This window comes from Alicyclobacillus suci, from assembly GCF_017329615.1.
In the GTDB taxonomy this organism is placed as follows: Bacteria; Bacillota; Bacilli; order Alicyclobacillales; family Alicyclobacillaceae; genus Alicyclobacillus; species Alicyclobacillus suci.
Genome location: NZ_JAFMTW010000049.1, coordinates 1 through 23,697, shown reverse-complemented (window position 1 = coordinate 23,697; position 23,697 = coordinate 1). Strand labels below are relative to the sequence as shown.

Sequence of the window (23,697 nt, the reverse complement as noted above, 5' to 3'; positions counted from 1 at the left end):
GTCAGATGTGTATAAGAGACAGCGACTGTCCCATCCGTCATGGGAACAAAATGATCAGCGAGGGGACGAAGCGCCCGCATCAACGCACGATTACACTGCTGCAGTGCCCGCAGCACAATGGGCATCGCCGCTTGCGTCGTCACACGCAGTCCGTCGACAAATGGCAGTTCAATACCCGCCTCGGTCAATTGGCGCGTAATCTCTGGTCCGCCTCCGTGAACGAGTACCAACTCGTGACCGTCCTGCATCGCCGCGCCAATGACCGCTCGCAACGTACGGTCACCACGGCCGTCCAATGCTCCGCCGATTTTCATCACAATCCGCACCCACCAGTCCCCCTCACATCCACGTCGATGGCGTCGTTAGACCTGCCGTCTCCTGAAATCCGAACATCCGGTTCGCATTTTGCATCGCCTGCCCAGCGGCGCCCTTTTGCAAATTGTCAATGGCGCAAAACACCTGCAGCACGCGCGCGGATTCGTTCACAGAGAACCCAATGTGTACGTAATTCGATCCCGCCACCGCCTTGATATGTGGCACCCGCGGCGGCGAAAGAACGTGAACAAACGGCGCATCTGCATACATTTCCTGATAGAGGCGATAGACTGTTGCAGTCGACGGAACATCGGCCAACTGCGCGTACACGCTCGCGAAAATCCCCCGCCGCACAGGTAACAGTTGCGTTGTCAACAAGACCGAAAATCGCCCGTCCAGCGCCTGTTCAATTTCTGGCGTATGCTGGTGCTGCCCCACCTTGTACGGGTAGAAATCGTCGGACAGCTCCGCGAAGTGCAAATGTGGCTTGGCACTCCGCCCCGCGCCTGTCACGCCAGACTTGGCGTCGACGATAAGCGGTTGCGACGCATCGACAAATGACGCAGCGCAAAGTGGCCTCACAGCCAAGATTGCGGCCGTCGCATAGCAACCAGGGTTCGCCACAAGATTCGCAGTCGCCACCCGCTCACCGTTAAACTCCGTCAAACCATAAACGGCCGCGCTTTGCACGGTCTCGTCCACAGGGTTTTTGTGATACCAAGCCTGATAGACTTCCGGGGACAGGCGCAAATCGCCGGAGAGATCAATTACGCGCAAACCGCACGCGTACAATTGCGCCGCGACGTGTCCCGATTCACCCGACGGCAAGGCGACAAACGCCAAATCGCAAGCCGCAGTACATGCGTTGGGGTCGAACGCTTCCACCGGAACGCCCTGTTCGTGAATTAGGTGGACAAACAATTCAGAGAATGTCTCGTCTCGCCCACGTGCACCGGCCAAGTAGCTCAACTGCATGAATGGATGTTGCAAAATCAGACGCACCAGTTCCATCCCGGCATACCCTGTGGCACCAATCACGCCCACTCGCGGATTACGCACCATGTATAAACATCCCCTATTATGAATTTTAATTCAGTATACCGGAAGTTTCATCCTGTGAGAAGTAAATTGTTTGGCGCAGGCAGTAAAGTGACTTTCCAATTTGACTCATCTGTGCGGATGTCCGTATCAGCGGGCGATTGTCCCATCATTCCATGCAGTACATCAAAGGAGGCGAACAGGATGGGTGTATTCGGCGGATATACAAGATGGGCAGTTGTCTTTCTCATTATTTTTGTGTTGTTTTTCCTCCTCTGTCCAACAGTCAGCTACAGCTATGTAGGCGCGCCAGCCCCAGGTATCTCAACAGCTACGTACGGCGCGACCGGCACCATGGAGATGGACACACAAACATACGGCTATGGCGGCAGCATCGAATATCAAGGCTACGACTACCCTGCTTATGACTACACAGAAAGTGAAAGCAGTATGTGACGAAATGGCAATTTCCTCTTCATCCACATCAGAGACGTGGGTGCCACCTCACCGGTTGGCACCCTGGCCCTCTGTCGTGATATGGTAATACATAGGAGGTGTCTGTTATGTTCCAAAATCCGGATGACAATACCCTGGCGCGCATCCTGAAAAGCGCCAAGACAATTGCCATAGTCGGCCTGTCGGACAAATCAAATCGACCAAGTTATCAAGTGGCCCACTACCTAAAGCAGCAAGGATACGAGATAATTCCCGTGAACCCGAACGCAACAGAAGTGCTCGGGATACCTGCCGTCACATCCTTGTCCAATCTGCCCCATCCCGTCGATATCATCGACGTCTTCCGCAACTCCGACGCACTTTTCGAAGTCGTTGAGGAATCGCTGGCGTTATCCGCCCCCGTCATCTGGGCACAATTGGGCGTTTATAACGAAGCGGCGGCCGAGCTAGCCCAAAAGCACAACAAGACACTCGTGATGGACCTGTGTATCAAAATCGAGCACGCGCGCCTAATTGGACATTGACAGAAAATCAAACGGTGCTAATCGCCCTAGCCGCTAACACCGCAACAATCACCAATGACACTGCGGCTTGCGTCATCACCAAAACTTTCACTCTCCGGGACATGATTAACGTGTCCGTAGGACTAAAGGCCGTATTGGTGTTAAACGCGACAAACAAATAGTCCACAAATGACGGCTTCCAATCGTGCCAAACCTCTTCATCCGTCGTCATTTGTGGAAACAAAAAATCCATTGGTTGTAACCGATGACGATATCGACGATATGCCCCGCCCTGATCAATTGACCAGTACCACAGCGCAAATACGAACACATTCGCCACCCACAAAAGAACCGCATCATAAAACAATACCTTCGCATGCGGTTGATGCCTGAACAGCGCAAGCACCAACGAAGCCACATTACTGATCAGCGCCACAGTCAGCAAGAAAATCAACGTGAGCGCAATCCGCCGGATCCACCCATGGTGTTTTCGCACGACAGCTATCGAAAACGGGATCAAAAAGCCCACTATGATTGCCAACGTCGTCCAACTCGGTCCTATCGTCACGGTCTCCGATACAGCACTATAAAGAACGCCAACAAACAACACCACAATCATAAATGGCCAGATGCGAAGCTCGGAAGATTGACGACGGTCACCCATCTATATCCACCACCTCCTCTTCAATTGTCGACGTGAATGACTTGAATCAAACGTCTGACGACTTTCGGGGGATTGAGGGTTGGCTTACCCTAAATCCCCCGAAAGTCACAAAACCAATTCCAACAACGCAAAACCGGAACACCCTCACGAATAAAATAAAATAATTTTTGTAACTTGCGCAGGACAGCGCTTTGCAAGTTTAAGTGCAGATTCCAGTTCAGTAAAATTCATGCGCTGAGAAATGAACTTATCCGCCACATCTGGATGCTCATGCAGAAATTGCATTACAGCAGGAAATAGTCCGACACTATGCCGCGTCCCATAAATCTCAATATCCTTCTTTGTCAGCAATTGGCCCGGAAATTTCACATCCTGTCCAGTCAATCCCACAATGACGATGCGCCCCGCCGCACTGACAAGGTGTATCGTCTGTTCTATCGTATTCGGAACACCCGCAGCCTCTAGTACAATATTCGCGCCTTCTCCGTTCGTCTTCGATAAGATGTGTGCAACAACATCCATATTGCGCGCATCAATGACCGCATCGGCTCCAAAATCCAACGCGAGTTGAAGGCGCTCTGGAACCACATCGATAGCAAATACAGTCACGTCAAACGTGCGCTTGAGTTGACTTAAGATAGTTAAGCCAATTGGCCCCATACCAAGAATTGCGACCGTTTCTCCGCCTTTTATCCCAGATCTGCGAATCGCCTGTGCCCCAATACTAAATGGCTCACACACCGCCCCCACCTCGAAACGCATATCATCTGGCATCACGTGAACATGATGAGCTGGGACCGTTACATAGTCTGCAAAACCGCCAGCTCGGACGGATCCAATCATATCGATGTTCGCGCACGCGTTCGGCCGATTGATGGAACAGGCATAGCAACGCCCGCAAGGCACAGCAGGTTCAACAACCACGCGCTTCCCGGCGAGAGAGGATGGAGCGTCATCTCCGACCCCCTCTACAACACCGGCTAGTTCATGGCCAAAAATTTGGGGATAATTTGCATACGGGTTTGAACCGTCGTAAAAATGCACATCGCTGCCACAGATGCCAGCTGCTTGAACCCGCACAAGAACCTCGCGTGGCTTTGGTACAGGTTGTGCAACCTCTCGAAACTCAATCGTAAATGGCTTTGTCATCACCGCTGCACGCATCCTCTAGAACGCCCCTTCCACATTCACTACTGTGTGACTCCCAACTGCGCGTCTTCTGACGTTTGCTTTGGCAAGGTGAGCGGTTTCACCCAAAAGGCAACGCATATGGCGCCAACAACCGCCAAAATTCCGGCCAATAAGAACGCACTGGAGAATGATCCGGTGAATTGAACGATGAACCCCGTAATGGTCGGTGCAATGATGCCAGAGATATTTGCCAGCATATGAACAAACCCACTCGCTCCGCCGACCTTGTCGCTTTGCACGTTATCAGAGATCACGGCCCAATAAATGGCCCCTGTTAAGTACATGAAAAAGATTCCAATCGTCATCAACACAACGGCACTCACTGCAGTCGTTACCATACCTGTTGCCGCAATACACACAGCAGCCCCAATTAATCCACCGACGATAATGACTTTCCTAGAAAACATGAGTTTGTTTGTCAACTTGAATAAATAATCAGACGCCCAACCACTCAACAACAATCCAACCGTTCCGACCACCCAAGGAATCGTGGTCGCGACACTCATTTTTGAAATACTAAGATGCTTCGCGTCTGCCAGATAACTAGGAAACCAAGTAAGAAAGAAGTACAAAATGTAATTGTACGCAAAAAACGCCAATGCGGTGAACAGAATCGTCGGCTTTTTCGCGTAATACTTCAGAGGAACTTTTGCTTTTCCTTCAACCGACATCACCGTTGTATCTCGCTCAATTTCCGCCAATTCTGCTGCCGGAATTTTCCGGTTTTGACTGGGCTTATCCGTGACCGCTTTCATCCAAACCAGCGCCCATATCAAGCCTATTAAGGTAATCACCACAAATGACACCTGCCAATTTGAATGGACGGCAATCAAACCGACAATCGGTCCAGCGACCGCGCCGCCTAACGGACTTCCAGCAAACGCTATTCCAACAGCCCTTGCACGCGTCTTTTGCGGTACCCAATTGTTAATGGTCTTATTGGTCGTAGAAACAAGTGGGCCTTCCGTAAAACCAAACAACAGTCGAACGATAAAAAGCGATGCAAAATTAAAAGTCACTGCCGTCAATCCGCAAAAGATGGACCACAGCGTCATGGAACCGCCGAACACTTTTTTGGGTCCATACAAGTCCGACATGAACCCACCGACGAAATTAAATATCGCGTAACCCACAAAGAAGCTACTAAATATCATACCGAGCTCACTAGGCGTCAACGTAAACCCCTTACTAATCATCGGCGCCGCGATGGAAAAGGCCGACCTGTCCAGGTAGTTAATCACATTAGCCAAAAACAACATCGTGATGACCAGCGCACTGTACTTCTTAAACACGTGTATCCCCCTTTTCGGCAAAAATTGAACTATGAACCGCAAGTCCGAGTCTTGCCGGGCGAAAAAAGATAGCGCTTTCATACGCGACAAGCTCTTTTGTGATAAACGCAAAGATGAATCCGCGGTTTATATGTATACTAGTATATGAAACGTGCACAATCAACGATTTTTTACCTGACACAAGTTATCCTCTCCTATAAGATTGTCGGAGACCTCGCCAAAACGTGGTCCGTTTCCAAAGACGGCCTGACCTATACATTCCATCTTCGTCAAGGTGTGAAATTCTCCAATGGAGATCCACTATCTGCTAAAGATTTTGTCTTCGAATTGGAACGAATTTTGGACAAGAATTTAAAACCAAAACCATCACCTGGAAATCAATTCTTTATGGATATTCAAGGTGCCAGCGAGTATTACCATGGCACAGCAAAAACCATATCTGGTATCTCCACCCCCAATGCTGACACGCTCGTGATTAAATAGGTTAAGCCAGAGACTTTTTTCCTACAAGTCTTGGCGCTGCCATTCTTATCGGCTGTCGATCCCGCCTACGTACAAAAGGTTGGCAACACAGCTTTCGATACAACGACAGCCATGGGCACTGGCCCCTTTGAGCTCGCATCGAACACCCAGTCAAAGGTCGTCCTAAAACGGAACCCTTACTACTAGAAGAGAGATGCGTATGGGAATCAACTTCCCTGCCTCAATCAGGTCACCATAAGCATCAACCCGAATACCTAGGTGGATGAGCTTCAATGGGAGCAGGGGACAAACGCCTTCCTTAGCCCGAATTTAACGGATTTAATATTGCAAAGGCCAAGCAACTGCTCAAAGAGGCTGGCTATAGCAATGGTCTGACGCTTGATTTCTGGGATCAAAACAGTCCTGATTCATTACGTGTTGACCAAGCCATACAGTCTATGATGCAAGCGGTCGGAATTCATTTGCGCCTGCACGAAGTCAGTTTCTCTGACTTCTTGGCCGAAGGCATGTCCGGTAACGCACAAATGTACATGAGTGCGTGGTCACAGGACTTCCCTGACCCGTCCGACTTTTTGAACACGCTGTTCAACTCAAATCAGATTCTAGACAACAATATGAATCATTACAGCAACCCACAGGTGGACAAAGAGTTGAACGCTGCAGAATATATGACTAACCAACAGGCGCAAGACCAATTGTACGCAAAAGTGACCAATCAAGTGATGGCGGATGCCGCATGGGTTCCGGTTGACCAAACGATGGAGTTTGCCTCGGTCAATCCATGGGTACACGGCTTCACCATGAGCCCAGTACTCACTGACCCATTTCAGTACATTTGGATTGACAAGAGCCACAGCTAACCTGAAATGAAAACATGGGATCCCCTCTATCCTGGAGACCCCATGTTACATCCTAAAGCTCACGAGAAATGGGATGTTCAGCTTCAGTGTCAGCGTGACTAGACCGCAACGCGCTGGGGACCCCAAGCCAGACAAGAAGAATAACCACCGTCCCAGCAAGCCATGCAATCGCATAACTGGGCGCTTCTCCCCACCCAAACCTGGGTGCATTGATGAGACCAAGCCATGCGGATAGTGCACCAAATAACGACCACAAAGCAGCTACAATAAATTTTCTATCGATTAAAGATACTGACATTGCGGTAATGATTAAAACCAACATTAAAAACCCGTTCGCCATTCCGCTGATTGGTTCCCAGTATATCGCTTTATCCAAGACTTCTATAACCTGAGGAGTAAGCTGAATCTTCAGAGCAGCCAAACTCTCTTGTATCGTTGACTGAATCAAGTACGCACCCGGGATAATGATGCCTAATAAAAAGGCATTTAGATAGCGATGCTCGATGTTGGTGATTGCCGCGCGTCCGACGCCTATCGACACATAGGCAATAACGGCCGCTCGAAGCGACCACGGGAACAAATCAATGGCTGGCATGGAAAGCCCAGCCATGACAACAAGTAACATCACAATGGGAACCCAAAAATGGTATGAAATTCGTGCACCCAGATTTTTGTATGAAGGATGGACTGCGTACATCACAGTCGGTATAATCCCACCGGACACCCCAATAATCAATGAACAGACCCCATCCATGAACAGCGTGTTAACAACCGAATACTCGTCACCAACACGCTTTGCAGCTTCGACGGAAGCTAGGTCTTGTAAAATCGCATAGACGGACATGGGGACAATGATAGAAAAGTACGAAACATCCTTCACCAGATACGCCCCAAAATGTGGCGCCATATTCCAAGGCGATGTCAAGTGCACTCCAGTCCATTGAATGTCGATATCACCAGATATCAAACCCACGGCAAGAACAATCACCCACGCAATTAAAAACGGTGAAAGCTTCCACCGCGTCAATGGAATCTTCGCAAACACGCCGCAGAGCACAATGGCCAATGAGATGACGCCTAACAGCGGGCTGGAAAACAACCGAACGACAATCGTCATGGACAAGTAACTATACATGGCGGCCGCAAATACCGTCATCACCGCCGGTCTAGGAATCAGACGCCGAATGTATTTAGCAAAAGGTGCACTCACGAGTTTGAAGATTCCCATCCAAAACACTGCGGCCGCACCCGACGCCCAGCAGGCTGACAGATTATGCGTCAGTTGATACACAGGTAACATAATTGAAATTGAAAAAGCAGTTGCTGACGGAACATTGATGCCGAAAACCTGGGATGTAACATTTAACCGTCCCGTCTTCTTGGCCAAGCGACGAGCACTCCAAGTTACCCATAAACCGGCTAGTAAAAAACCCAGGGAAAAGCCAGGAAGCATATGACCTACCGAGAAATCTAGCGGTATCCCCACACCAGCAAGTAACAATGCTGGTATGGCCATATCGGTGATGTTTACCCCAAAGTGACTTATCATCGCGTCTAAATCGCCGCGGTTTACTCGAAACCAATAAGGTTTAAACATTGTATCGCTATCAGTCACGAACCTCTCCCCCCAATATTTCCATTCATAAAGTTACAAACTAGACACGCGGATAAGAAGTTGATACAGGCATCGGAGACGCCCATCGTTTCGTCCAATCATTTTCAATTCCAAACTGGTCAAGTGTTCTGGCTACCACATGGTTAATCACGTCATCTAATGAACTTGGATGATTGTAAAAAGTGAGCACAGGTGGGAATATGACTGCGCCCATTCGAGACAAATACAACATATTTTCAAGGTGAATATCACTCAAAGGGCATTCTCGAGTGATCAGGACTAACTTGCGCCGTTCTTTCAATACGACATCTGCAGCGCGGCCTATTAAGGTATCTGCATACCCAACGCGGATTGAAGAAAGCGTTTTCATGCTGCATGGCGAGATAATCATTCCGTCTGTTATAAAAGAGCCACTTGAAATCGACGCTGCTTGATTGTCCTCTCGATGTATAACACTCGCAAGTTTTTTTACATCCTCCACTTTATAATCGGTTTCAATTCGGATTGTGGTCTCTGCCCATTTTGAGAGGATCAGGTGTGTCTCCACAGCGTACTCCCTTAGCGCTTCAAGCATTCGAATCCCTAATATAGCCCCAGTTGCTCCGGTCATACCGACAATTAGTCTCATATCAACAATCCTCACTTTTTTAAAACAGGTCAAAAATTCTCCTTTGTCTACTCCAAGCGCAATAACCCGCAAATGAACATTCATTCGCGGGCATGCCTGCTACATTAGGACCAGTATTCATCCCAGTGTGCTCGCACATGTTCAAGATGGTCTTTGGGGGGTAAGGCAATTGGCGGGAATTTGTGCTTCCTGGTCGCGTCAATCCCCATCTTCGACGACACCCGGCGGGATGGGTCCAATTGTGGTACATCATCGGCAGCTTGCGATGGATCAAGCCGGACTGCTGGCAAGTCTTCAATGATAAACACATCTTTATGAGGTTGAACGCGCCATGACATCGCCCAATTCAACATAAATTGATCACGAATGTCGATATCATCATCGACCACAACACAAAATTTGCCGAGCGTAGGGTCAACCGACCAGGCAGCTAGCATGACCTGGCGCACTTGCCCCTCGTACTCCTTTTTCATTGAAATCGCTAAATAGGCAGCGGCACCGCCAGCCTCAAGCAGGTGCACATCTTTGACCGGCAGTCGCAAATCACTGACCAAATGCTTATAAATGCCCGCTTCGCGACCAATGCTACGAATCATGCTAGACTCACTTGGTGGCATTTGACTCAAAAAGGCTTGATAAATAGGTTTATTTCTGTGCGTAATACACGTAATGTCCATAACATAAGACATGGCTTTCGGCCCCATATAGCCAGGATATTCTCCAAAAGGACCTTCCTCTTCCAGAAAGTTCGGTCTAAAAAATCCCTCAATCACAATTTCCGCCGTGGCGGGTACCAGTAAATCGTGGGTCTCGCACTTCACGACATCTACCGCTTCACCTCTTAAGCCGCCGGCAACCGATAACTCATCCAACCCATATATCATTCTCGACACAGAGCAAAGGCCAATTGATGGATCCGTCCCCAGGACAATGGCCACAGGTGTTCGTTCATTTCGCTCGTTGTACTTCTCCACATGCTTACGCGCATGCTGCACAAAGTTCACCCATACGCCAAGTTTGTTTTTTTCTTTTAGCATCACCCGATATGTACCGACATTCTGTACTCCGGTATCGGGATCTCTAGTGAACACAAATGGCGAAGTTAAGTACGGTGCTGGGTCTTCGCCCACTGTCCAAGTTGGAACCGGAAATTTGAAAATATCAATGTCGTCGCCAACTAAGATATTCTCTTTACATGGGCCGGTAGCGACCACCCTTGGAGGAATCGGATTATTTTGCGCATGAGACCATTTCTGCTGCACATTCTCAAACTCCGTGTCGAGTGCCTTCGCATAAATCGAACGAGATCCGCCTAGAATTCCAAACACAACAGGCACATCATGCCCTTTAACGTTAGTAAACATCAATGCCGGGCGTTCCACCTCTGGAATGGATTGAAATGCCACTCGTCCCACGGCTGATATTTCCCAATCCTTGTCAACCTCGCGATCAATCACTTTCAGTTTCCCAATCCGTTTAAGGGCATCTAAGTACTCACGCAAGTCACGATATCCCATCAGAGCACCCCACCTTGAATGATTTGTTCACGGTAAGTGTATCGATGGGGATGTTATGAATTTTCTGTGCATTCCGCCATATGGAAATCACGTGCCCAAATAATTTTTAGAGCCTACCCAAGATTATTTTCATGTTCATCATGAGCATCCCAAACATCGTGGATGTACTACTTAGTGACACCCAATAAACTGCGCGTTAATTGAACATTTCTGGATTTATCGGACTTCTGATGATGAATCATGTAAATGGGAAACTCGAGTACCGGAAAATTTTCGACATAGATACATTTTAAAACGCCCCGCTCAAGCTCCTTTTCAATAGATAAATAAGGCATAAATGCAAGAAAAGATGTCTGCAGGAGAATTTCTTTCGCTATCTCCACGTTGTCAACCGTGATGTCAGCTTCAAGACCTACATGAAACTGCTTTAACCGATTATCAACGAACTTCCAAAACCCTTGTCGTTTTTGGGTTTGCATAAGTTTATAATTCCTAATAACATCGATTGTGATGTTCGATTCCGCTAATATCGGGTGATCTGCCGAAGCAACCAGAACAATTCTCAATAACTCACGAAGTTGCGTAATCACAATGTCCGGGTGCTCAATACGATTGTTCATCAATGCCATATCCAAATTTCCTTCTAACACCAAATTTAAAAGATTCATCGACCTCCCCTGCCTGATGATGAATTTCGTTCGTTCTGTACACTGATATAACAGTCTTAAAATTTTGGGCACAAAGTGCACGGCTAACGTTGAAGTTGCGCCTATCGTGATTTCGTCAGATTGCTGTCCCACATCTACCTTTGCTTGTTGAACTAGGTCTACAATTTTCTGGGCATAATCAAACAGTTTTCGACCAGCCGGGGTAAGCTCCAACGTTCCATCGAAACGCTGGAATAAGGTCGTCCCCAATTCAGACTCCAAGTTCTTTATACGGCTTGTAACCGCAGGTTGAGCCAAATGAAGCAACTTCGCAGTGGCGCTATAGTTATTCGTTTTAGAAACACTCAAAAATGCCACGAGTTGATCGAAAGTCATTTACGCTCACCTCACCGGAAATTCACTATAAAATTGACAAAATAAATGATTATTACGTTAATTTTATATTAAATTGCGTCCCCTACCAGTTTCACGTGCGCACCCCCAAAGTCGGCTGACAAATCCCTGATTCAGTGACATTGTATGAAGCTCCCGGCGAGCTTGCCAATCGCAATCACTATCATGACCGAATCTAATAAGTGTCTTCGGTGAACACCTTAATTACATGTACGACTATGTACGTAATTAATCGACCATTGGCCCACTTCATCAAACTTGCCGATTTAACAAGCCGTTCGGGCGCAGGCGACTCATAACCACTTCGTCTACATATTCGCCTGCACTGCGAATTGCGGCTCTCTTTTTCCCCTCCACAACAAACCCATGTCGTTCATACAAAGCTTGTGCCCTTGGATTCGTTGCTAGAACTCCTAGTTCCACCCGTTCTAACATCAACCAGTTATCCGCTAAATCGAGAATCTTCGTCATCAATGCTGTGCCAATGCCTTTACCGTGAAAATTTGAATCTACCGCTATGTAAAACGTGCCAGCATGAGACCTTCGTGCAGATAACTGAACCAAACCCGCATTTCCCACTACATCACCGTCTACCTCAGCGACAAATTCGTATACGTTTTTAGGTAACGTTCGATACCTATCTTCCAGTTGTTCAAGACGGTCGCTGGGAAGTGAAATGATATAGGGCATAACCTGCTCCTGCATCATAATGCGATAAATAGATTGAACATCGCTTATACGAACCGGTCTAATCAGTAGGTTCATCATAGTCCACCCCCAAAGTATTCTAGTGAATCCATTGTACAATCGAAAAAGTGGTGAGGCGCCAAAATGATTTGTAACAAATTTGTAGCATAGCGGCTTTGTGAAGAAATAAAAAAGCTTCTCGGAAAACCCGAGAAGCCTTGGTAGAACTGCAATTCACTTGCTACAAAAAGTGGCGCGTCCGGAGGGATTCGAACCCCCGACCTCTGGCTCCGGAGTTCTACGAGATAACGCATTTTACGCGAGATGACGGGAGTTTAAGAGTGCATTTGGATGCTTAAAAACGTTTGATTTGTATAGGGTTTGTAGATCATTTGTAGATCATTCGTAGACGATTAGGTGGATAAAAACGGATCTACAAATTGAATAAAATTGGATATAAGCTAAGGGAGCGGCATCCCGAATACATGCCGCTCCTCTTCCCTAGCCTATCCCACCCATGTTCTTTATCACTCAACCCACTTCTTCTTGTTTGGGTTCTTTCAGTTTCCACTTGCTCGGCGGTGCACTCATCTTCGCCATAAACGGAGTGATCGTCTCCCCGCCTGAGCGGATCACATTGATAGCATAGTGTCGTGGTGTCTTGAGCGCTTCCTCCACAGTGAACGGGTCTATTTCCTCCGCCAAGTCTTTGAGTATCTGTTTCGACGTCGTGTAAATCGTAAAATGTGCGCCGGCCGCTTTGATACTGTTGGTGAGCGTTTTCGGAACCTGATCCCAAAGGTGGAACATGAATATCAGCCCTACACGCCATTTCCGTGACTCCACGGTCATCCGTTCCCAGCGAGGCGCGCATGATCTGAACTGATGCGGTTCATCCGCGATGACAAACGCGGGAACCTGGTCTTCTTCCGCACGGGCGAACATGGCGAGTTCGATTTTGCTCATGAGGAAATCGACAAGGATGTCGGTAGTCTCTGCGCCTAAATCGCGCTTGGGCACATAGATACGGATGTGATAGCCTCCGGTCATGTATTGCGTGAAGTCTATGCCATCAGCACATCGGAAGCACTCGCGCAGATAGTCATCCCCAAGCAGCATATCGAGTCGATTCAGCACTGGTTCCAACACTTTGCCCTTCATGCCATCGCTTAACCGTTCAAACGCCTGCCACTCATCGTACAAGTCGGGGCGCTGTTGCCTGATTGTGTCGGCTGTTTCCCCTCGGTATCCCTTATAGGTAAAAAGCAGCATCATGTCATACAACGAGCCACCAATCATGCCGATGGTTTTGGCTGCGAGGCGAAGTAACCGCGCCGTCTCAACTCCTGCTTCATGCCCGTGGAGGTTGAAGAAATTCAGCACTTCCCCGGCCAGACGATTCGCCGCGCGCTTCCCGCGCATCCCCTCCCGCCAATCCAGACGGATAGCGCGCTCCCCGAAGTGCAGATGGATGAGTTTTTCTTCTGGTACGCCGAGTGCGCGCGCCCCGATGTCAATTTCCTCGCCTAATTCGTCTTTCGCTACATCTATTGAGAACACGCTGAAACCATTCGCCAACGCGCGCGCCCCGAAGTTGCCGCCGAACCCAGATGTCTTGCCCGTTCCCATGCCGCCAATGACCGCCCGTGGCAGACACAGTTCATCCCAGTCACTGATAGGCAGGCCCCACTCTCGCGTTTCACCCTTAAACGATATGGACCCCATGATGATCTTGGCTTTGAGCAGCTTTTCCGACATACCCGTTTCCCGCCGCTCGATGGTCGTCATGAACTGCGCGTATTCGTCTTGGAGCGATGCGGTCGGCAGCTGAAACAACTTCCCGGTCTCTGAGCAGGACATGAGGTTGTCAGTCGCCCGGCTCGTCACTTCCCATCGATTGAGCATGTCGACTATCCTGATCGACGCCCGGCCATATTCTTTCCGTTTGAGTTCGTTGTCGCCCGACAGTTCGGTAAACGCGTTGGATAGTGCCCGAAGAGTGATTTGTCGGCGGTTCATATCGTCCGAGTGAGAAAGGACAAATATGTGGGTGCGGAAAACTGGTTCGTTGCGCTTCTGCGTAGTCTCTCGCCCTAGTCGGCCGTCCTGCATAATTTCGCGTTTTTCGTAGTCCGGCTTGTGGCGCTGCTTGCGCTTGAGGTCTATTTCTTTTGCGATACTGCCGTCAAAGATAGTGCCGGCTAAATCAGACATCCCTTGTATCTGACCATCCAGACCTACGGCCAACTGTTTGATGTTGAAGCGGCCACCGACGCTACGGTGCGGCGTGCGACCTTTCTTGAACTCATCCCACGCTCTGTCCGACCAGTCCTGCCACGCTTTGCGGCTATACGGAGTTAGAGCAATCAATACGCGCGCCTCGTCACCTTCGCGCATATCACGCGCCACGTTGAGGATGGAGGCAATAGGGATTGTGTCTTGGCGCCAGTCGGCCGCCAGGGCGAAGATATTGTGGCGGGTGTAGTTCAGTTCGGCGGCAGCCGTGTGGAGCGGCTTCATCTTAGGTAGTTCCTCATCCATCACTGCGGCGCGCTCCCAATAGCGGCCGAGGCGCTGTTTGATGAACGTCTCATACTCCTCGGCCGCAGCCAGATGGAATGTGATTTCTTTTGCGGTCAGTCTCATCACGTACCAAACCGTTCCCAATCTTTCGAGGCGCGCGTCCCTCACACGTAATCGCTTATGCCAAGGTTTAAACATGTAGTCGTGAAGCGCCCGGGTGAATTCGTGACCGCGCTTGTTGTCAACGGCGCGGTCGGGGATGATACGGAATGTCTTAACCTCCGACATAGTTATCCATCACCTTTGCGATGATTGTTCCGAGCGCAGACACGCCGGCTATGCTACGGCATTTCAGACTACCGATCATGGCCCCAAGGATAGCCGCGCAACACACGACCAGCAACAAGCCCGGCGCGAGATGCAGAAATGCGATACCAATCTCCTTGAAAACCTCAAACAACGCTTGTGTTAGTGCATTCGATGGGTCAATCACGTGCGCATGAGGCGTCCCTGCATCCCATATCCCCTTTGGTATCCCGAATAACTGTTGCCCCCACGTCTCCACCTGGTCTTTCCACTGGTCGGATGCGGATTGATGGAGATATGCATTCGGATCCACCCAATGCCCGGCCTGGTTGCGGATGCCAAGATGTAGATGCGGCCCTGTACTGTGTCCCGTCGAACCGACTGCGCCGAGGATACTGTCAGATGTCACTTTGTCTCCAACACGCACATCCACTGACTGTAGATGACCGTAGACCGCCGTGTAGCCATCCTGGAACTTCACCCAGACGGCGTTTCCGAATCCCTGTGCACCTTCGTGAGTCACATTGACCACGACGCCTGGCTCAATCGAATGCACAGAAGTCCCGGCGTCGACCGCAAAATCTATTCCTTGATGGACGTGATCCGTGTGCGTCGAATCCATCACGCCATACCCCGTGCTAATTCTCATGACGTTTCACCTGCCGAATCGCGATGATATTCCGCGTCACACACAAGCCAAGGTTGGCCGAGCACAGAGAGTAGAACGCTATCTTCAGCCCGCATAACACACCGAATAGCACTCGAATCACCCCTATCCCAAGCTCTTTAGCAAGCCGGGCACATACCGCATTGCGAGGTAGCCGAGAACTGCCCACTTTGCTTTGTCGACGGCCTGCGCCGGGTGGCCGATCATGGCCTGCAAGCATGCCCAGGCAAGAACGATAGATGCGACAGGGAGCGCCATGTCCTGGAGCATGTGGATCACCGGGTCAAAGGCGTCCTTGATATCCGGCTGTGGCGTGCCCGCGCATGCTACACTCGGGGCCGCAATGGCCCCGGCCAACAATGCACATAATTTCGCTACGCTGTGCTGCGTTACGCTATCAGTCCGGACTAAGCGACCTTCAGACACAAACGAACGAAAGTCATACGTCTTTGTTCTCATATCGCAACCTCCACACAATATCCTGAACAATCCCATATGCATGATCCTTAGCTGCCGAATCATCGAGACCAAGCTCTTGAAGATGGCCCGAAATCTGTTCGATGATTCTAATAACGTCCTGCTCAACGGTGGTCATTCCGTTTCCTCCTGACTTTCGTTTCACTTGGAAAACCTTCTGATGATGCGCTGGCCAATTCCTCCAATAACAATTCCAAGCCCGAACGCTAGCGCCAAGCCGCCCAAGTAGTACATGCATCGTTCATCTCCATTTCGTAAAAATTAAGATGAGCAATCGCAACGGAATAATTTTTGGAATAAAAAACATCGTTCTTGACAAGGGGTGATCGCATGCCGGTAGTTGAATTAATCGGTGTAGGATTTATGTTGTTGGGTGATTTAATTACGCATATATGGCACTAGACAGGCATCTTTACCGACACTCACGCATAGGGTGATACTACCCATCACCCATTGGGCAGGAGTATAGCCGCCGACTTGAGCGGCTTTTTTATTTGTCCTAAGGATGTGGTGTGGTGTTGAAGCTACACCATCCCCTCCCCTTGCAAAGCCTTGCGGTACAGCAATGTAGCCTCCCACACCGTGTCGGCGACACCGTAAACGCGGTAACCGGCCGCAATCCAACACCCAAGCCACTCAAATGCGCATAAGTACGCCTCCGCTTCGCCAACGACGACATACATCATTTCATCCACCTCACCGGTCACCTCCTAGTTTGGATGTGTCGATGGTTAACTCGCTGGGTTTAGTCCGGATTGCTTTTTTACGGGCCACTCTTTCTCGTAGCCACCGTTTTACTTCCGTCGAGAACTGCATCGTATTTGCTTCCTCGTAAACGTCTGAGTCTGCATCAAGGTTGAAATAAACTTGCTTCCGCTTCTCGCCCTCCAACGTCGCCCCTCCTACGCTGTGTTGTGGTGTGATGTGTTGTTGATGGTAGAGGATATGGGCTGATGCCTACTGACTTGCAAGTACACTTTGAAGGACAATTAAAAGGACATGCAGAATTTTTTAATTGGTGATTACATATGGATGGACGCCTCAAAAAGTACCTTGACGAAAAAGGTATTAAGCAGGCTTGGCTTTGCGAAAAAGTGGGGATATCAAATACTGCACTGAGTCTTATTGTTAGAGGAAAATCATTGCCCAATCTGAGGACAGCCCAAAAGATCGCACGGGCACTCGGTACTACAGTAGATGAGTTGTGGCCTTTGGAGGAGGATGAAAGCGAATGAAATCACGTCCTAATTGGCATCGCGGAATTGAAATGGCTAAACGATTGATTGCTGAGGATGGTGAAACTGAATGAATCTTAGGATTCAGGTGCCTAACTCAGAAGTGATGAACGTAAAGGATATTTTGAGTGAATATCTAAATGAGAATGTAGATTTTGAGTATATAACTTGTAAAGGCGACACATTCGGCACAGTATTTAATTTATTCAGCACAGCCCTTCAAGATTTAGGTACTATAGTAACAATCGTTTCATTATTATCTGGAAAACAAAGTGAAACCGTTCGTGATTGGATCTCAGAAGTTGTTAAGGATGAAAATATCGCGCATGCAGAATTCAAGTTAAAGAACGGCCGCGTAATCATGATTTCAAACGAGGAAAATGAACATGAAGATCGAGAACCTTGAAATAAAAAACCGCGCCCCAGGGTAGTCATCACCAATATAATGGGGTGCGGCTCCCTCATGTTAAATCACTGAGGAGTTATAAGATGTCCTACAGATGACACGTTATACGCAACACCGCTCACCGTGCCGTCCAGGGACAGCGGACCATGGTGGGCCATTTTTATTTTCACACACGAAAAAGACCGCACAAGGCGGTCTCTCCCTGTAAGTCGTCGATGGTAAATGAGACATCCCAAAGGGTCGTATTTGCTACACATCATCTCCCTACGACCGTTATTGTGTGCAGGGAATCGCGGATTATACAGGTCATTTTTCTGTCACGCACGCAGTGCCCCTATCCCCACCTGGGCTCAGGATGCATCTTATCCACTTACCAGAACTCTTGGGTGACATCACTGCATGCCTTCACGAGCGGATGCTTCTCAAGGGCAGCAAGCTGTTTCCGAGTACACTTCATGCCAAGCGCCGGTACCCATGGAATTAAAACCACAATATCCCCGTATTCGCTCAATTGCTCAAAGTCGACTACATCATACAGATCAACAAGTACATATCTCATTCCGTATCGCCTCCATAGGAGCACGATAACTCTGGGTGGACAATCGGTCGATGACGTATAGGAGAATTTTGAGTGTGGAGGATATTCGCAAATTGCTGCGGAACATGGGATGCGAGTGGCTGAACTGGAGCCGGATGGCGTTAAATGGAGATGAAGGATGGGGCGTTGGTGAGATGAAAAATCCGCCTAAAAGGCGGATTAAGTAACGTTCATATAGTTACGGAGGCATAGTTACTTTCAAATACTTTAACCAATCCATGTTCCCGTATTTCGGTTATATAACGAATATACAGCCGCCACATAGCTTGCCAAACATCATCTTGATCACTTAGATACCGAACGTTGAGTCCTAGTCCCGCTGCCTCAGCATGATTAATGACTTGTGCATGGCTAGGATATTTATTCACATCAGTAAGCTGATTAGCAATATGCTCGGCGCCAGTTGGATTATTTAAGCACTGTGCCCGCATCAGCCATTTCGCTGCGATATCCTTGGATTGTTGAATCGCTTTGTGACACGCATCAATAAGAGCCGCATCGACCCCCTGGAGAACCGGTACATAAGCACTGTTTAAAGGTTCACCATTTTTATGCTCTTCTTTAATGATATCTAGTGTGTTAAGCAACGCAAACGCAGGGCGATAGACATACCCAAATGGTGTTATCATAGGTACCTGTGGATCAATAGGTCCCAATTCGGAAGTATCGCTCATCACAATTTCATCCGCAGCTAAGCTGATCATCGTAGCTGCACTCTTTGCGGATTGCGGAATAATCATCCGAATATGCCTAGCCTTTGATAACAGCGTATTAATCAGCATCTCGGCTGCATTAGGATCACCGCCAGGACTTTGAAGCATAAAGTCCACATCACAATTCTTTTCGAGCGTAGTCACCAACTCATGGAAAGGAGCGATATCTTCATTGGTAATGGCGCTTTGTTGATGTGCCATATTTGCAATGTAAATAATCAATCGACGTCCAGTAACGTTTTCTATATCTTTTATAAAACTCTGACGACCATACCGATCGCGATTTACTGCATAAAATAACGGAGTTTGTGTTGGCAACTGTAGTGTCATTATAATGACTCCTTAGGCTTTGTATGGCCGTCCATACAGTTGTTCCTTGGAAGGTTTAACTCCGACAGACGCCAAGTCTTTTTGATACTTATCGTATGCCTTTGAGAACTTGTCAACGTTCGATGAACGGCCATCTTGTGACTGCCCACGAACCAGTTGATCCCTCATCTGAAAAATCGAGTCGTACATACGTTACACCCCCATGACAAACGTACTGCCAACAATATTTTATCAATACTTTTGTCGAATATACAATCCGCTCCATTTAGCGGTTCGAACGGCCATTTGTACGCCTAAACACTATATATGCAATTACACGCAGAAAAGGACGGCAAAAGCCGTCCCCTCTGCACCGACGTAATTTCCATGGAGGATGACGTTAGGATACCGCCGGTTGAGTAGCCTGTCCATCACCTGCAGGAGAAGTTTGCTCCTGTTGTGCGGGTGCTGGTTCTGCGGCTTTAGACAACAAGTCGGTCAGTTCGCGCGCCTTCGCGAAGGTTGCGTCACCTTCGAACAGTTTCGCCAAGGTGGGCGCATCCTTCAAAGCGGCAACAATCTCTTTCTCCGTCGCTTCCGCGGACTTCGGGAGGTGGTCTTTCACAAACTTGATAGCCGCGGCTTGCTCGGATGGGCTCAGATCCTCATATGCTGCTTTGGCACCTTGAATGGCCGCCTGTGCATAGGTCGACAAAGCGAACTTCTTTACGTCGTTCGTCGCCGAATTGAGGTCCATATGCAGTTTGGCTTCCACCGCTTTAGCCGCGGGCGTATGAAGTACATCCTCTGCAATCTTTACGATTGTCCCTTCTTCTCCCTTGGCAAACGTTACTGCAGCCTGGAACCACTTTGACTTGCCGAATCCCAACAAAGTACCTGCAACGCCCGCCAATACAACCGCGTCATTTACTACGCTTGAGATAATTACGCTCATATGAACAGCCTCCTCAAAGTTTGATTGTTTGGGTAGAGCCATCTGGATATGACAACGTCAACGAGACAGGTTTCTCGTCAACGGAATTGGTGACGAAGTTCCATCCACCATCGGACAGTTTTTGGTCTTGTACACCGGGAATAGCTGACCACAAAACATATGTCTTGTCGTCGATAGCATAGGCTTGTACGTCTTTGCCGTTGACCTGCGCATGGATTGGTGTTGCCGTTACCGTAGCGGGCGCCGGTGTGGGAACAGGAGTCGGCGGTTTAAGCGCACCTACAGCCTTATCCAGCGCGGCCCACGTTGCTGGGCCCACAATGCCATCAACGGTTAGTTTTTGCGCCGTCTGAAAGGCTTTGACGCCGCTCAGTGTATTGGGCCCAAAGTCGCCATCCGCAGTGCCGACAACGCTGTACCCTAGCCGCATAAGCGCGATTTGGAGCGCCTGCACCGCCGCGCCCGTGCTCCCAGACTGGACGGTAGGATTGGCCGACAAGTTAGGCACCTGTGGTGTCACCTCCGGCCATGACCCCGGCGCCGCAAATACCGCGTTGAGGTCAGCGTTGACACCGGCCACAGTGACGTTGTTTTGGTACTGATAGACGTGACAGTTAGACACCTGCCCAGCAGACCAGGCATAGGTCTGCATCACCTTGTCGACGTATCCCGTTTTCCATAGAGCAGACACGACGGCATAGCTGCCGTATGCACCGACCAGGTAAGCGCCGTTGACCGTTTGGTACACGGCCTTGAAATAAGCCTCGATAGCCGCCATATCAGACGACTGCGCATCGTAGTCAACCACGAAGTAGATGGCTGCAGTTTTCGGAGCGCCGAGATACTGCATCTCTTCCATTGCTTGTTTTGCATCCGCCGACCCCTGGGCTGCGGTGAAATAGGCCGCGCTCGTCGGGTTGGTTTCCCAGAAGAGAATTACGGATAGCCCGGCGCTTTGGATAGTTTTCAGCTCATCGGGCGTGATCGTCTTGGTCATAGAGGTTGTCTTGGCACCGAGATACCGTCCAATCACCTTGTATCCGGCGGATTTGAGTGCTTGCACGTTTGCCGCGGTTAAACGCGTCGAACAATCCAGGTGAAGCAATTGCGAACCTCCTTGTGGTGCTGGAGAAGGACTTGGCGTCGGTTGCGGCGTAGGACTTGGAGCGGGTGCAGGGTTTGGCTGCGGCGTCGGCTGTGCTGCACTCACGGTCACCTGCGCAGTGGCCTTGAGATTGCCCCATGTGGCTGTGAGCGTGTACGTCCCAGCGGCAGCCGGTGCCCACGAAAATCCGTTTTTACCGTCCGCCAACATCGGGATACTGCCGTCATTACCATCGCTGATGGCGATATCGACGTACTGGCCGATGATGGTCTGTCCGTGGTTTTCGAGTGTGACCCAAACCGACACACTGTCTCCGACCGTGTATGATGGCTTATCCGCACCAACCTGCAGGACGATGTTAGGCGGTACAGGCGCTGTGCGAGTCTTAGGGATATCGAGTGTGCAAGCCTCGACCAGACACTGTTTTAGGTAGGCCTCCGTGAACCATGCAAAGCCGTTATCTCCGTAGCTTGTGCCCCAAGAATTTTGGAACCTATAGAGGTAGCCGTATGTTGGGTCAGGCTTGTACGCCACTACAAACACACCATGACCTTGGTTTGGCTCGACGGTGCCCGCGTCCACGATATGCATGCCGTCGTACATCGTTGGGCTATAGAGTGTCTGCATCACGAGGATGCTGATGCCGACTGGCACGCCGCTATCCAGTGACGCGCGTATGGCCTCCGTGCTGATCGGCAAATCCTCAAGGGAACTCGCCTGGAATGCGACGTCTTGGAGAGGAGGCTCAACATAAAGGGTGTTTGGGCCAAAGGCAAAGTCGGACGACGGGATGACGCCATACGTGACCGCCGCTTGGAACGCATCATGAAGGCTAGATCCACCATCCGTGTTGAGATCGCCGTACATCAATCGTGCGAAATAATAGTTGGCGTTGACGGATGGGTCAATCACAGGACTGTAGCCATATTTGTTTTGCAACCAAAGCAAAAAGTCTCGCGTCGTGCAATCAGCGCACGCGCCCTCTTGCCCCTGGTCGAACACACTCCCACACCATTGCGAGAGGTCAGCCCCCTGATTGGAGGCAGGCGCGAGCACGCGCGCGGATGCGGCGCGCTGTCGGATACGAGCGAGTTGTTGGTCAGTAAGTTTTATCGTATTGTAAGCCATTAGAGCTCACGCTCCTTTCGAAGGTGTTTCAGATGTTCCTCAATCCTCTGTAACTGCGGTCGATGCACGGTGAAATAGTGCACTGCGACGTGAAGTGCAACAGCCAGCGCGCCTGCATAGGCAAACCCACTGACGTACTGGATCACGTTGCACCACGGCGCGAATCCATAAAAAATAGGCCCGCTGATTTGCAGGCCTGTGACGATACAAAGGGATATGATGATGTACACATGCGCCCGCAATGGCATCACTCCTTTAGTGGATATGCCCGAGAAACGCAATCACCGAACCAATAGCGCCAGCAATAATCGCACCGGATACCGTCCGCCACAACCACGTATGCGACTCCTCCAACTTGTCCAACCGACGCTCATTCTCTTTGGAACGACTATCCGCATCTTGCGCCTTGTCTTGCGTATCTGTGTAACGCTCTAACTTTGTTTCAATGCGGGCCACACTCTCTCTGATGTCTTGTGCCCATCCTGGTATCTGTTCTCCCACATCTTCACCCCGCTGCCTGCCCGCTAACGGGCCAATCCTGCACTGCATCATAGATATCCTCTGGACTTACCCTCCAGCCAAATTTCGGCCCCCATTGCGCGGCCTTGAAATAGAGCGACACCAAAGACGAGCAGATTTTCCGTTTGTGCTCAACTGACGCTATCCACTTATCTGGAAGATGTATCAGGCCGTGTGTGAGGTAAGACAGCCCGTCGTTAACGATGGCGAGCCAGTCGTATTTCTGTCCCTCGCATCGCATGACAGCGGCCAGCCCTGTCTTGATCCGGGATTCCGGGATTGGAGGGCGGAACACGGTGCATCGCTCATAATCAATCTCCGTGATGGCGACCGTCTTGCCCTGGGCCTCAATCTTCCAGTTGCTATCCAGAGCGATGGCGCAATGATAGAAATACTTGTCTTCGCCTGGGTCTTCCATGCGCTCGCCCTTGAGGATGAGGCGTGTA

At 49.6% G+C, this 23,697-nt stretch carries 31 protein-coding genes; 7 read left to right on the top strand and 24 right to left on the bottom strand.

Annotated features, from left to right (window positions below; genetic code table 11):
* A partial coding sequence (locus tag J3482_RS22285; protein ID WP_499706834.1) for an amino acid kinase family protein occupies positions 1 to 326 on the bottom strand: 326 nt, incomplete at its 3' end.
* Positions 327 to 339: 13 nt separating this feature from the next.
* Positions 340 to 1,377 carry an N-acetyl-gamma-glutamyl-phosphate reductase gene (argC, locus tag J3482_RS17120; RefSeq protein WP_236018338.1) on the bottom strand — a complete coding sequence of 346 codons (1,038 nt, stop codon included), beginning with the start codon at positions 1,375 to 1,377 and terminating at the stop codon, positions 340 to 342.
* A gap of 180 nt (positions 1,378 to 1,557) precedes the next feature.
* Between argC and J3482_RS17115 the strand changes: the two genes are divergently transcribed.
* Together J3482_RS17115 and J3482_RS17110 are read left to right on the top strand one after the other, a co-directional pair.
* A complete protein-coding gene (locus J3482_RS17115) occupies positions 1,558 to 1,809 on the top strand; it encodes a hypothetical protein (RefSeq protein WP_146821965.1) in 252 nt (83 codons plus the stop codon).
* Positions 1,810 to 1,916: 107 nt separating this feature from the next.
* The gene (locus J3482_RS17110) at positions 1,917 to 2,333 is read left to right on the top strand and encodes a CoA-binding protein (protein WP_146821964.1); all 417 of its coding nucleotides are present in this window, start codon (positions 1,917 to 1,919) and stop codon (positions 2,331 to 2,333) included.
* A 7-nt stretch (positions 2,334 to 2,340) separates the two neighbouring features.
* Here the strand turns inward: J3482_RS17110 and J3482_RS17105 are convergent, their stop codons facing one another.
* From J3482_RS17105 to J3482_RS17095, 3 genes are all read right to left on the bottom strand, one after another.
* Positions 2,341 to 2,976, bottom strand: a complete 636-nt coding sequence (locus tag J3482_RS17105; protein ID WP_146821963.1) for a DUF1345 domain-containing protein — start codon at positions 2,974 to 2,976, stop codon at positions 2,341 to 2,343.
* A gap of 144 nt (positions 2,977 to 3,120) precedes the next feature.
* Positions 3,121 to 4,125, bottom strand: a complete 1,005-nt coding sequence (locus J3482_RS17100; protein ID WP_236018341.1) for a zinc-binding alcohol dehydrogenase family protein — start codon at positions 4,123 to 4,125, stop codon at positions 3,121 to 3,123.
* A gap of 41 nt (positions 4,126 to 4,166) precedes the next feature.
* Positions 4,167 to 5,459 carry an MFS transporter gene (locus J3482_RS17095; RefSeq protein WP_438938626.1) on the bottom strand — a complete coding sequence of 431 codons (1,293 nt, stop codon included), beginning with the start codon at positions 5,457 to 5,459 and terminating at the stop codon, positions 4,167 to 4,169.
* A 144-nt stretch (positions 5,460 to 5,603) separates the two neighbouring features.
* On the opposite strand from J3482_RS17095, the gene J3482_RS17090 reads away from it, so the two are divergent.
* Both J3482_RS17090 and J3482_RS17085 read left to right on the top strand, forming a co-directional pair.
* Positions 5,604 to 5,942 (top strand): ABC transporter substrate-binding protein, encoded by a 339-nt coding sequence (locus J3482_RS17090; protein WP_206922816.1) that lies wholly within the window; start codon positions 5,604 to 5,606, stop codon positions 5,940 to 5,942.
* A gap of 323 nt (positions 5,943 to 6,265) precedes the next feature.
* The gene (locus J3482_RS17085; protein ID WP_146821959.1) at positions 6,266 to 6,802 is read left to right on the top strand and encodes an ABC transporter substrate-binding protein; all 537 of its coding nucleotides are present in this window, start codon (positions 6,266 to 6,268) and stop codon (positions 6,800 to 6,802) included.
* A gap of 52 nt (positions 6,803 to 6,854) precedes the next feature.
* Here J3482_RS17085 and J3482_RS17080 read toward each other — a convergent pair whose 3' ends face one another.
* The 11 genes from J3482_RS17080 to J3482_RS17030 form a co-directional block, all read right to left on the bottom strand.
* Positions 6,855 to 8,417: a hypothetical protein gene (locus J3482_RS17080; RefSeq protein WP_146821958.1), complete on the bottom strand. Its 1,563-nt coding sequence runs from the start codon at positions 8,415 to 8,417 to the stop codon at positions 6,855 to 6,857.
* A 40-nt stretch (positions 8,418 to 8,457) separates the two neighbouring features.
* The gene (locus J3482_RS17075) at positions 8,458 to 9,045 is read right to left on the bottom strand and encodes a UbiX family flavin prenyltransferase (protein ID WP_146822059.1); all 588 of its coding nucleotides are present in this window, start codon (positions 9,043 to 9,045) and stop codon (positions 8,458 to 8,460) included.
* A gap of 104 nt (positions 9,046 to 9,149) precedes the next feature.
* Complete coding sequence (locus J3482_RS17070) at positions 9,150 to 10,562, bottom strand: UbiD family decarboxylase (protein WP_206922815.1); 1,413 nt, start codon at positions 10,560 to 10,562, stop codon at positions 9,150 to 9,152.
* A gap of 167 nt (positions 10,563 to 10,729) precedes the next feature.
* Positions 10,730 to 11,605, bottom strand: coding sequence for a LysR family transcriptional regulator (locus J3482_RS17065; RefSeq protein WP_206922814.1), 876 nt, complete (start codon positions 11,603 to 11,605; stop codon positions 10,730 to 10,732).
* 270 nt (positions 11,606 to 11,875) lie between these two features.
* Entirely contained in the window at positions 11,876 to 12,388 is a 513-nt protein-coding gene (locus J3482_RS17060; protein ID WP_146821955.1) for a GNAT family N-acetyltransferase, read from the bottom strand.
* A gap of 453 nt (positions 12,389 to 12,841) precedes the next feature.
* Positions 12,842 to 15,121 (bottom strand): type IV secretory system conjugative DNA transfer family protein, encoded by a 2,280-nt coding sequence (locus J3482_RS17055; RefSeq protein ID WP_206922813.1) that lies wholly within the window; start codon positions 15,119 to 15,121, stop codon positions 12,842 to 12,844.
* Positions 15,108 to 15,788, bottom strand: a complete 681-nt coding sequence (locus J3482_RS17050) for a M23 family metallopeptidase (protein ID WP_206922812.1) — start codon at positions 15,786 to 15,788, stop codon at positions 15,108 to 15,110. The genes J3482_RS17055 and J3482_RS17050 overlap by 14 nt, the downstream gene beginning before the upstream one ends.
* A gap of 123 nt (positions 15,789 to 15,911) precedes the next feature.
* Positions 15,912 to 16,265, bottom strand: coding sequence for a hypothetical protein (locus tag J3482_RS17045; RefSeq protein WP_206922811.1), 354 nt, complete (start codon positions 16,263 to 16,265; stop codon positions 15,912 to 15,914).
* On the bottom strand, positions 16,246 to 16,401 hold the full coding sequence (locus J3482_RS17040; protein WP_206922810.1) for a hypothetical protein: 156 nt from the start codon (positions 16,399 to 16,401) through the stop codon (positions 16,246 to 16,248). Before J3482_RS17040 ends, J3482_RS17045 begins: the two co-directional genes overlap by 20 nt.
* Positions 16,402 to 16,807: 406 nt before the next feature.
* Positions 16,808 to 16,978: a hypothetical protein gene (locus J3482_RS17035; protein ID WP_206922809.1), complete on the bottom strand. Its 171-nt coding sequence runs from the start codon at positions 16,976 to 16,978 to the stop codon at positions 16,808 to 16,810.
* Between the two features lies 1 nt (position 16,979).
* Positions 16,980 to 17,174 (bottom strand): hypothetical protein, encoded by a 195-nt coding sequence (locus J3482_RS17030; RefSeq protein WP_206922808.1) that lies wholly within the window; start codon positions 17,172 to 17,174, stop codon positions 16,980 to 16,982.
* A 137-nt stretch (positions 17,175 to 17,311) separates the two neighbouring features.
* Between J3482_RS17030 and J3482_RS17025 the strand changes: the two genes are divergently transcribed.
* Positions 17,312 to 17,518: a helix-turn-helix transcriptional regulator gene (locus J3482_RS17025; RefSeq protein ID WP_206922807.1), complete on the top strand. Its 207-nt coding sequence runs from the start codon at positions 17,312 to 17,314 to the stop codon at positions 17,516 to 17,518.
* A gap of 70 nt (positions 17,519 to 17,588) precedes the next feature.
* Entirely contained in the window at positions 17,589 to 17,924 is a 336-nt protein-coding gene (locus J3482_RS17020) for a hypothetical protein (RefSeq protein WP_206922806.1), read from the top strand.
* Between the two features lie 370 nt (positions 17,925 to 18,294).
* Here J3482_RS17020 and J3482_RS17015 read toward each other — a convergent pair whose 3' ends face one another.
* Positions 18,295 to 18,483 (bottom strand): hypothetical protein, encoded by a 189-nt coding sequence (locus J3482_RS17015; protein ID WP_206922805.1) that lies wholly within the window; start codon positions 18,481 to 18,483, stop codon positions 18,295 to 18,297.
* 50 nt (positions 18,484 to 18,533) lie between these two features.
* Between J3482_RS17015 and J3482_RS17010 the strand changes: the two genes are divergently transcribed.
* On the top strand, positions 18,534 to 18,689 hold the full coding sequence (locus J3482_RS17010; protein WP_206922804.1) for a hypothetical protein: 156 nt from the start codon (positions 18,534 to 18,536) through the stop codon (positions 18,687 to 18,689).
* A gap of 3 nt (positions 18,690 to 18,692) precedes the next feature.
* Here J3482_RS17010 and J3482_RS17005 read toward each other — a convergent pair whose 3' ends face one another.
* The 7 genes from J3482_RS17005 to J3482_RS16975 form a co-directional block, all read right to left on the bottom strand.
* Entirely contained in the window at positions 18,693 to 19,565 is an 873-nt protein-coding gene (locus J3482_RS17005) for an SDH family Clp fold serine proteinase (protein WP_206922803.1), read from the bottom strand.
* 12 nt (positions 19,566 to 19,577) lie between these two features.
* The gene (locus tag J3482_RS17000; protein WP_206922802.1) at positions 19,578 to 19,754 is read right to left on the bottom strand and encodes a hypothetical protein; all 177 of its coding nucleotides are present in this window, start codon (positions 19,752 to 19,754) and stop codon (positions 19,578 to 19,580) included.
* A 190-nt stretch (positions 19,755 to 19,944) separates the two neighbouring features.
* Positions 19,945 to 20,499 carry a hypothetical protein gene (locus tag J3482_RS16995; protein ID WP_206922801.1) on the bottom strand — a complete coding sequence of 185 codons (555 nt, stop codon included), beginning with the start codon at positions 20,497 to 20,499 and terminating at the stop codon, positions 19,945 to 19,947.
* Positions 20,500 to 20,512: 13 nt separating this feature from the next.
* The gene (locus J3482_RS16990; protein WP_206922800.1) at positions 20,513 to 22,732 is read right to left on the bottom strand and encodes a glycoside hydrolase domain-containing protein; all 2,220 of its coding nucleotides are present in this window, start codon (positions 22,730 to 22,732) and stop codon (positions 20,513 to 20,515) included.
* The gene (locus tag J3482_RS16985) at positions 22,732 to 22,974 is read right to left on the bottom strand and encodes a hypothetical protein (protein WP_206922799.1); all 243 of its coding nucleotides are present in this window, start codon (positions 22,972 to 22,974) and stop codon (positions 22,732 to 22,734) included. Before J3482_RS16985 ends, J3482_RS16990 begins: the two co-directional genes overlap by 1 nt.
* A 13-nt stretch (positions 22,975 to 22,987) precedes the next feature.
* Positions 22,988 to 23,233: a hemolysin XhlA family protein gene (locus J3482_RS16980; protein WP_206922723.1), complete on the bottom strand. Its 246-nt coding sequence runs from the start codon at positions 23,231 to 23,233 to the stop codon at positions 22,988 to 22,990.
* A 4-nt stretch (positions 23,234 to 23,237) separates the two neighbouring features.
* Positions 23,238 to 23,697, bottom strand: a 460-nt coding sequence (locus tag J3482_RS16975; protein ID WP_206922798.1) for a hypothetical protein, incomplete at its 5' end; no start/stop codon positions are given.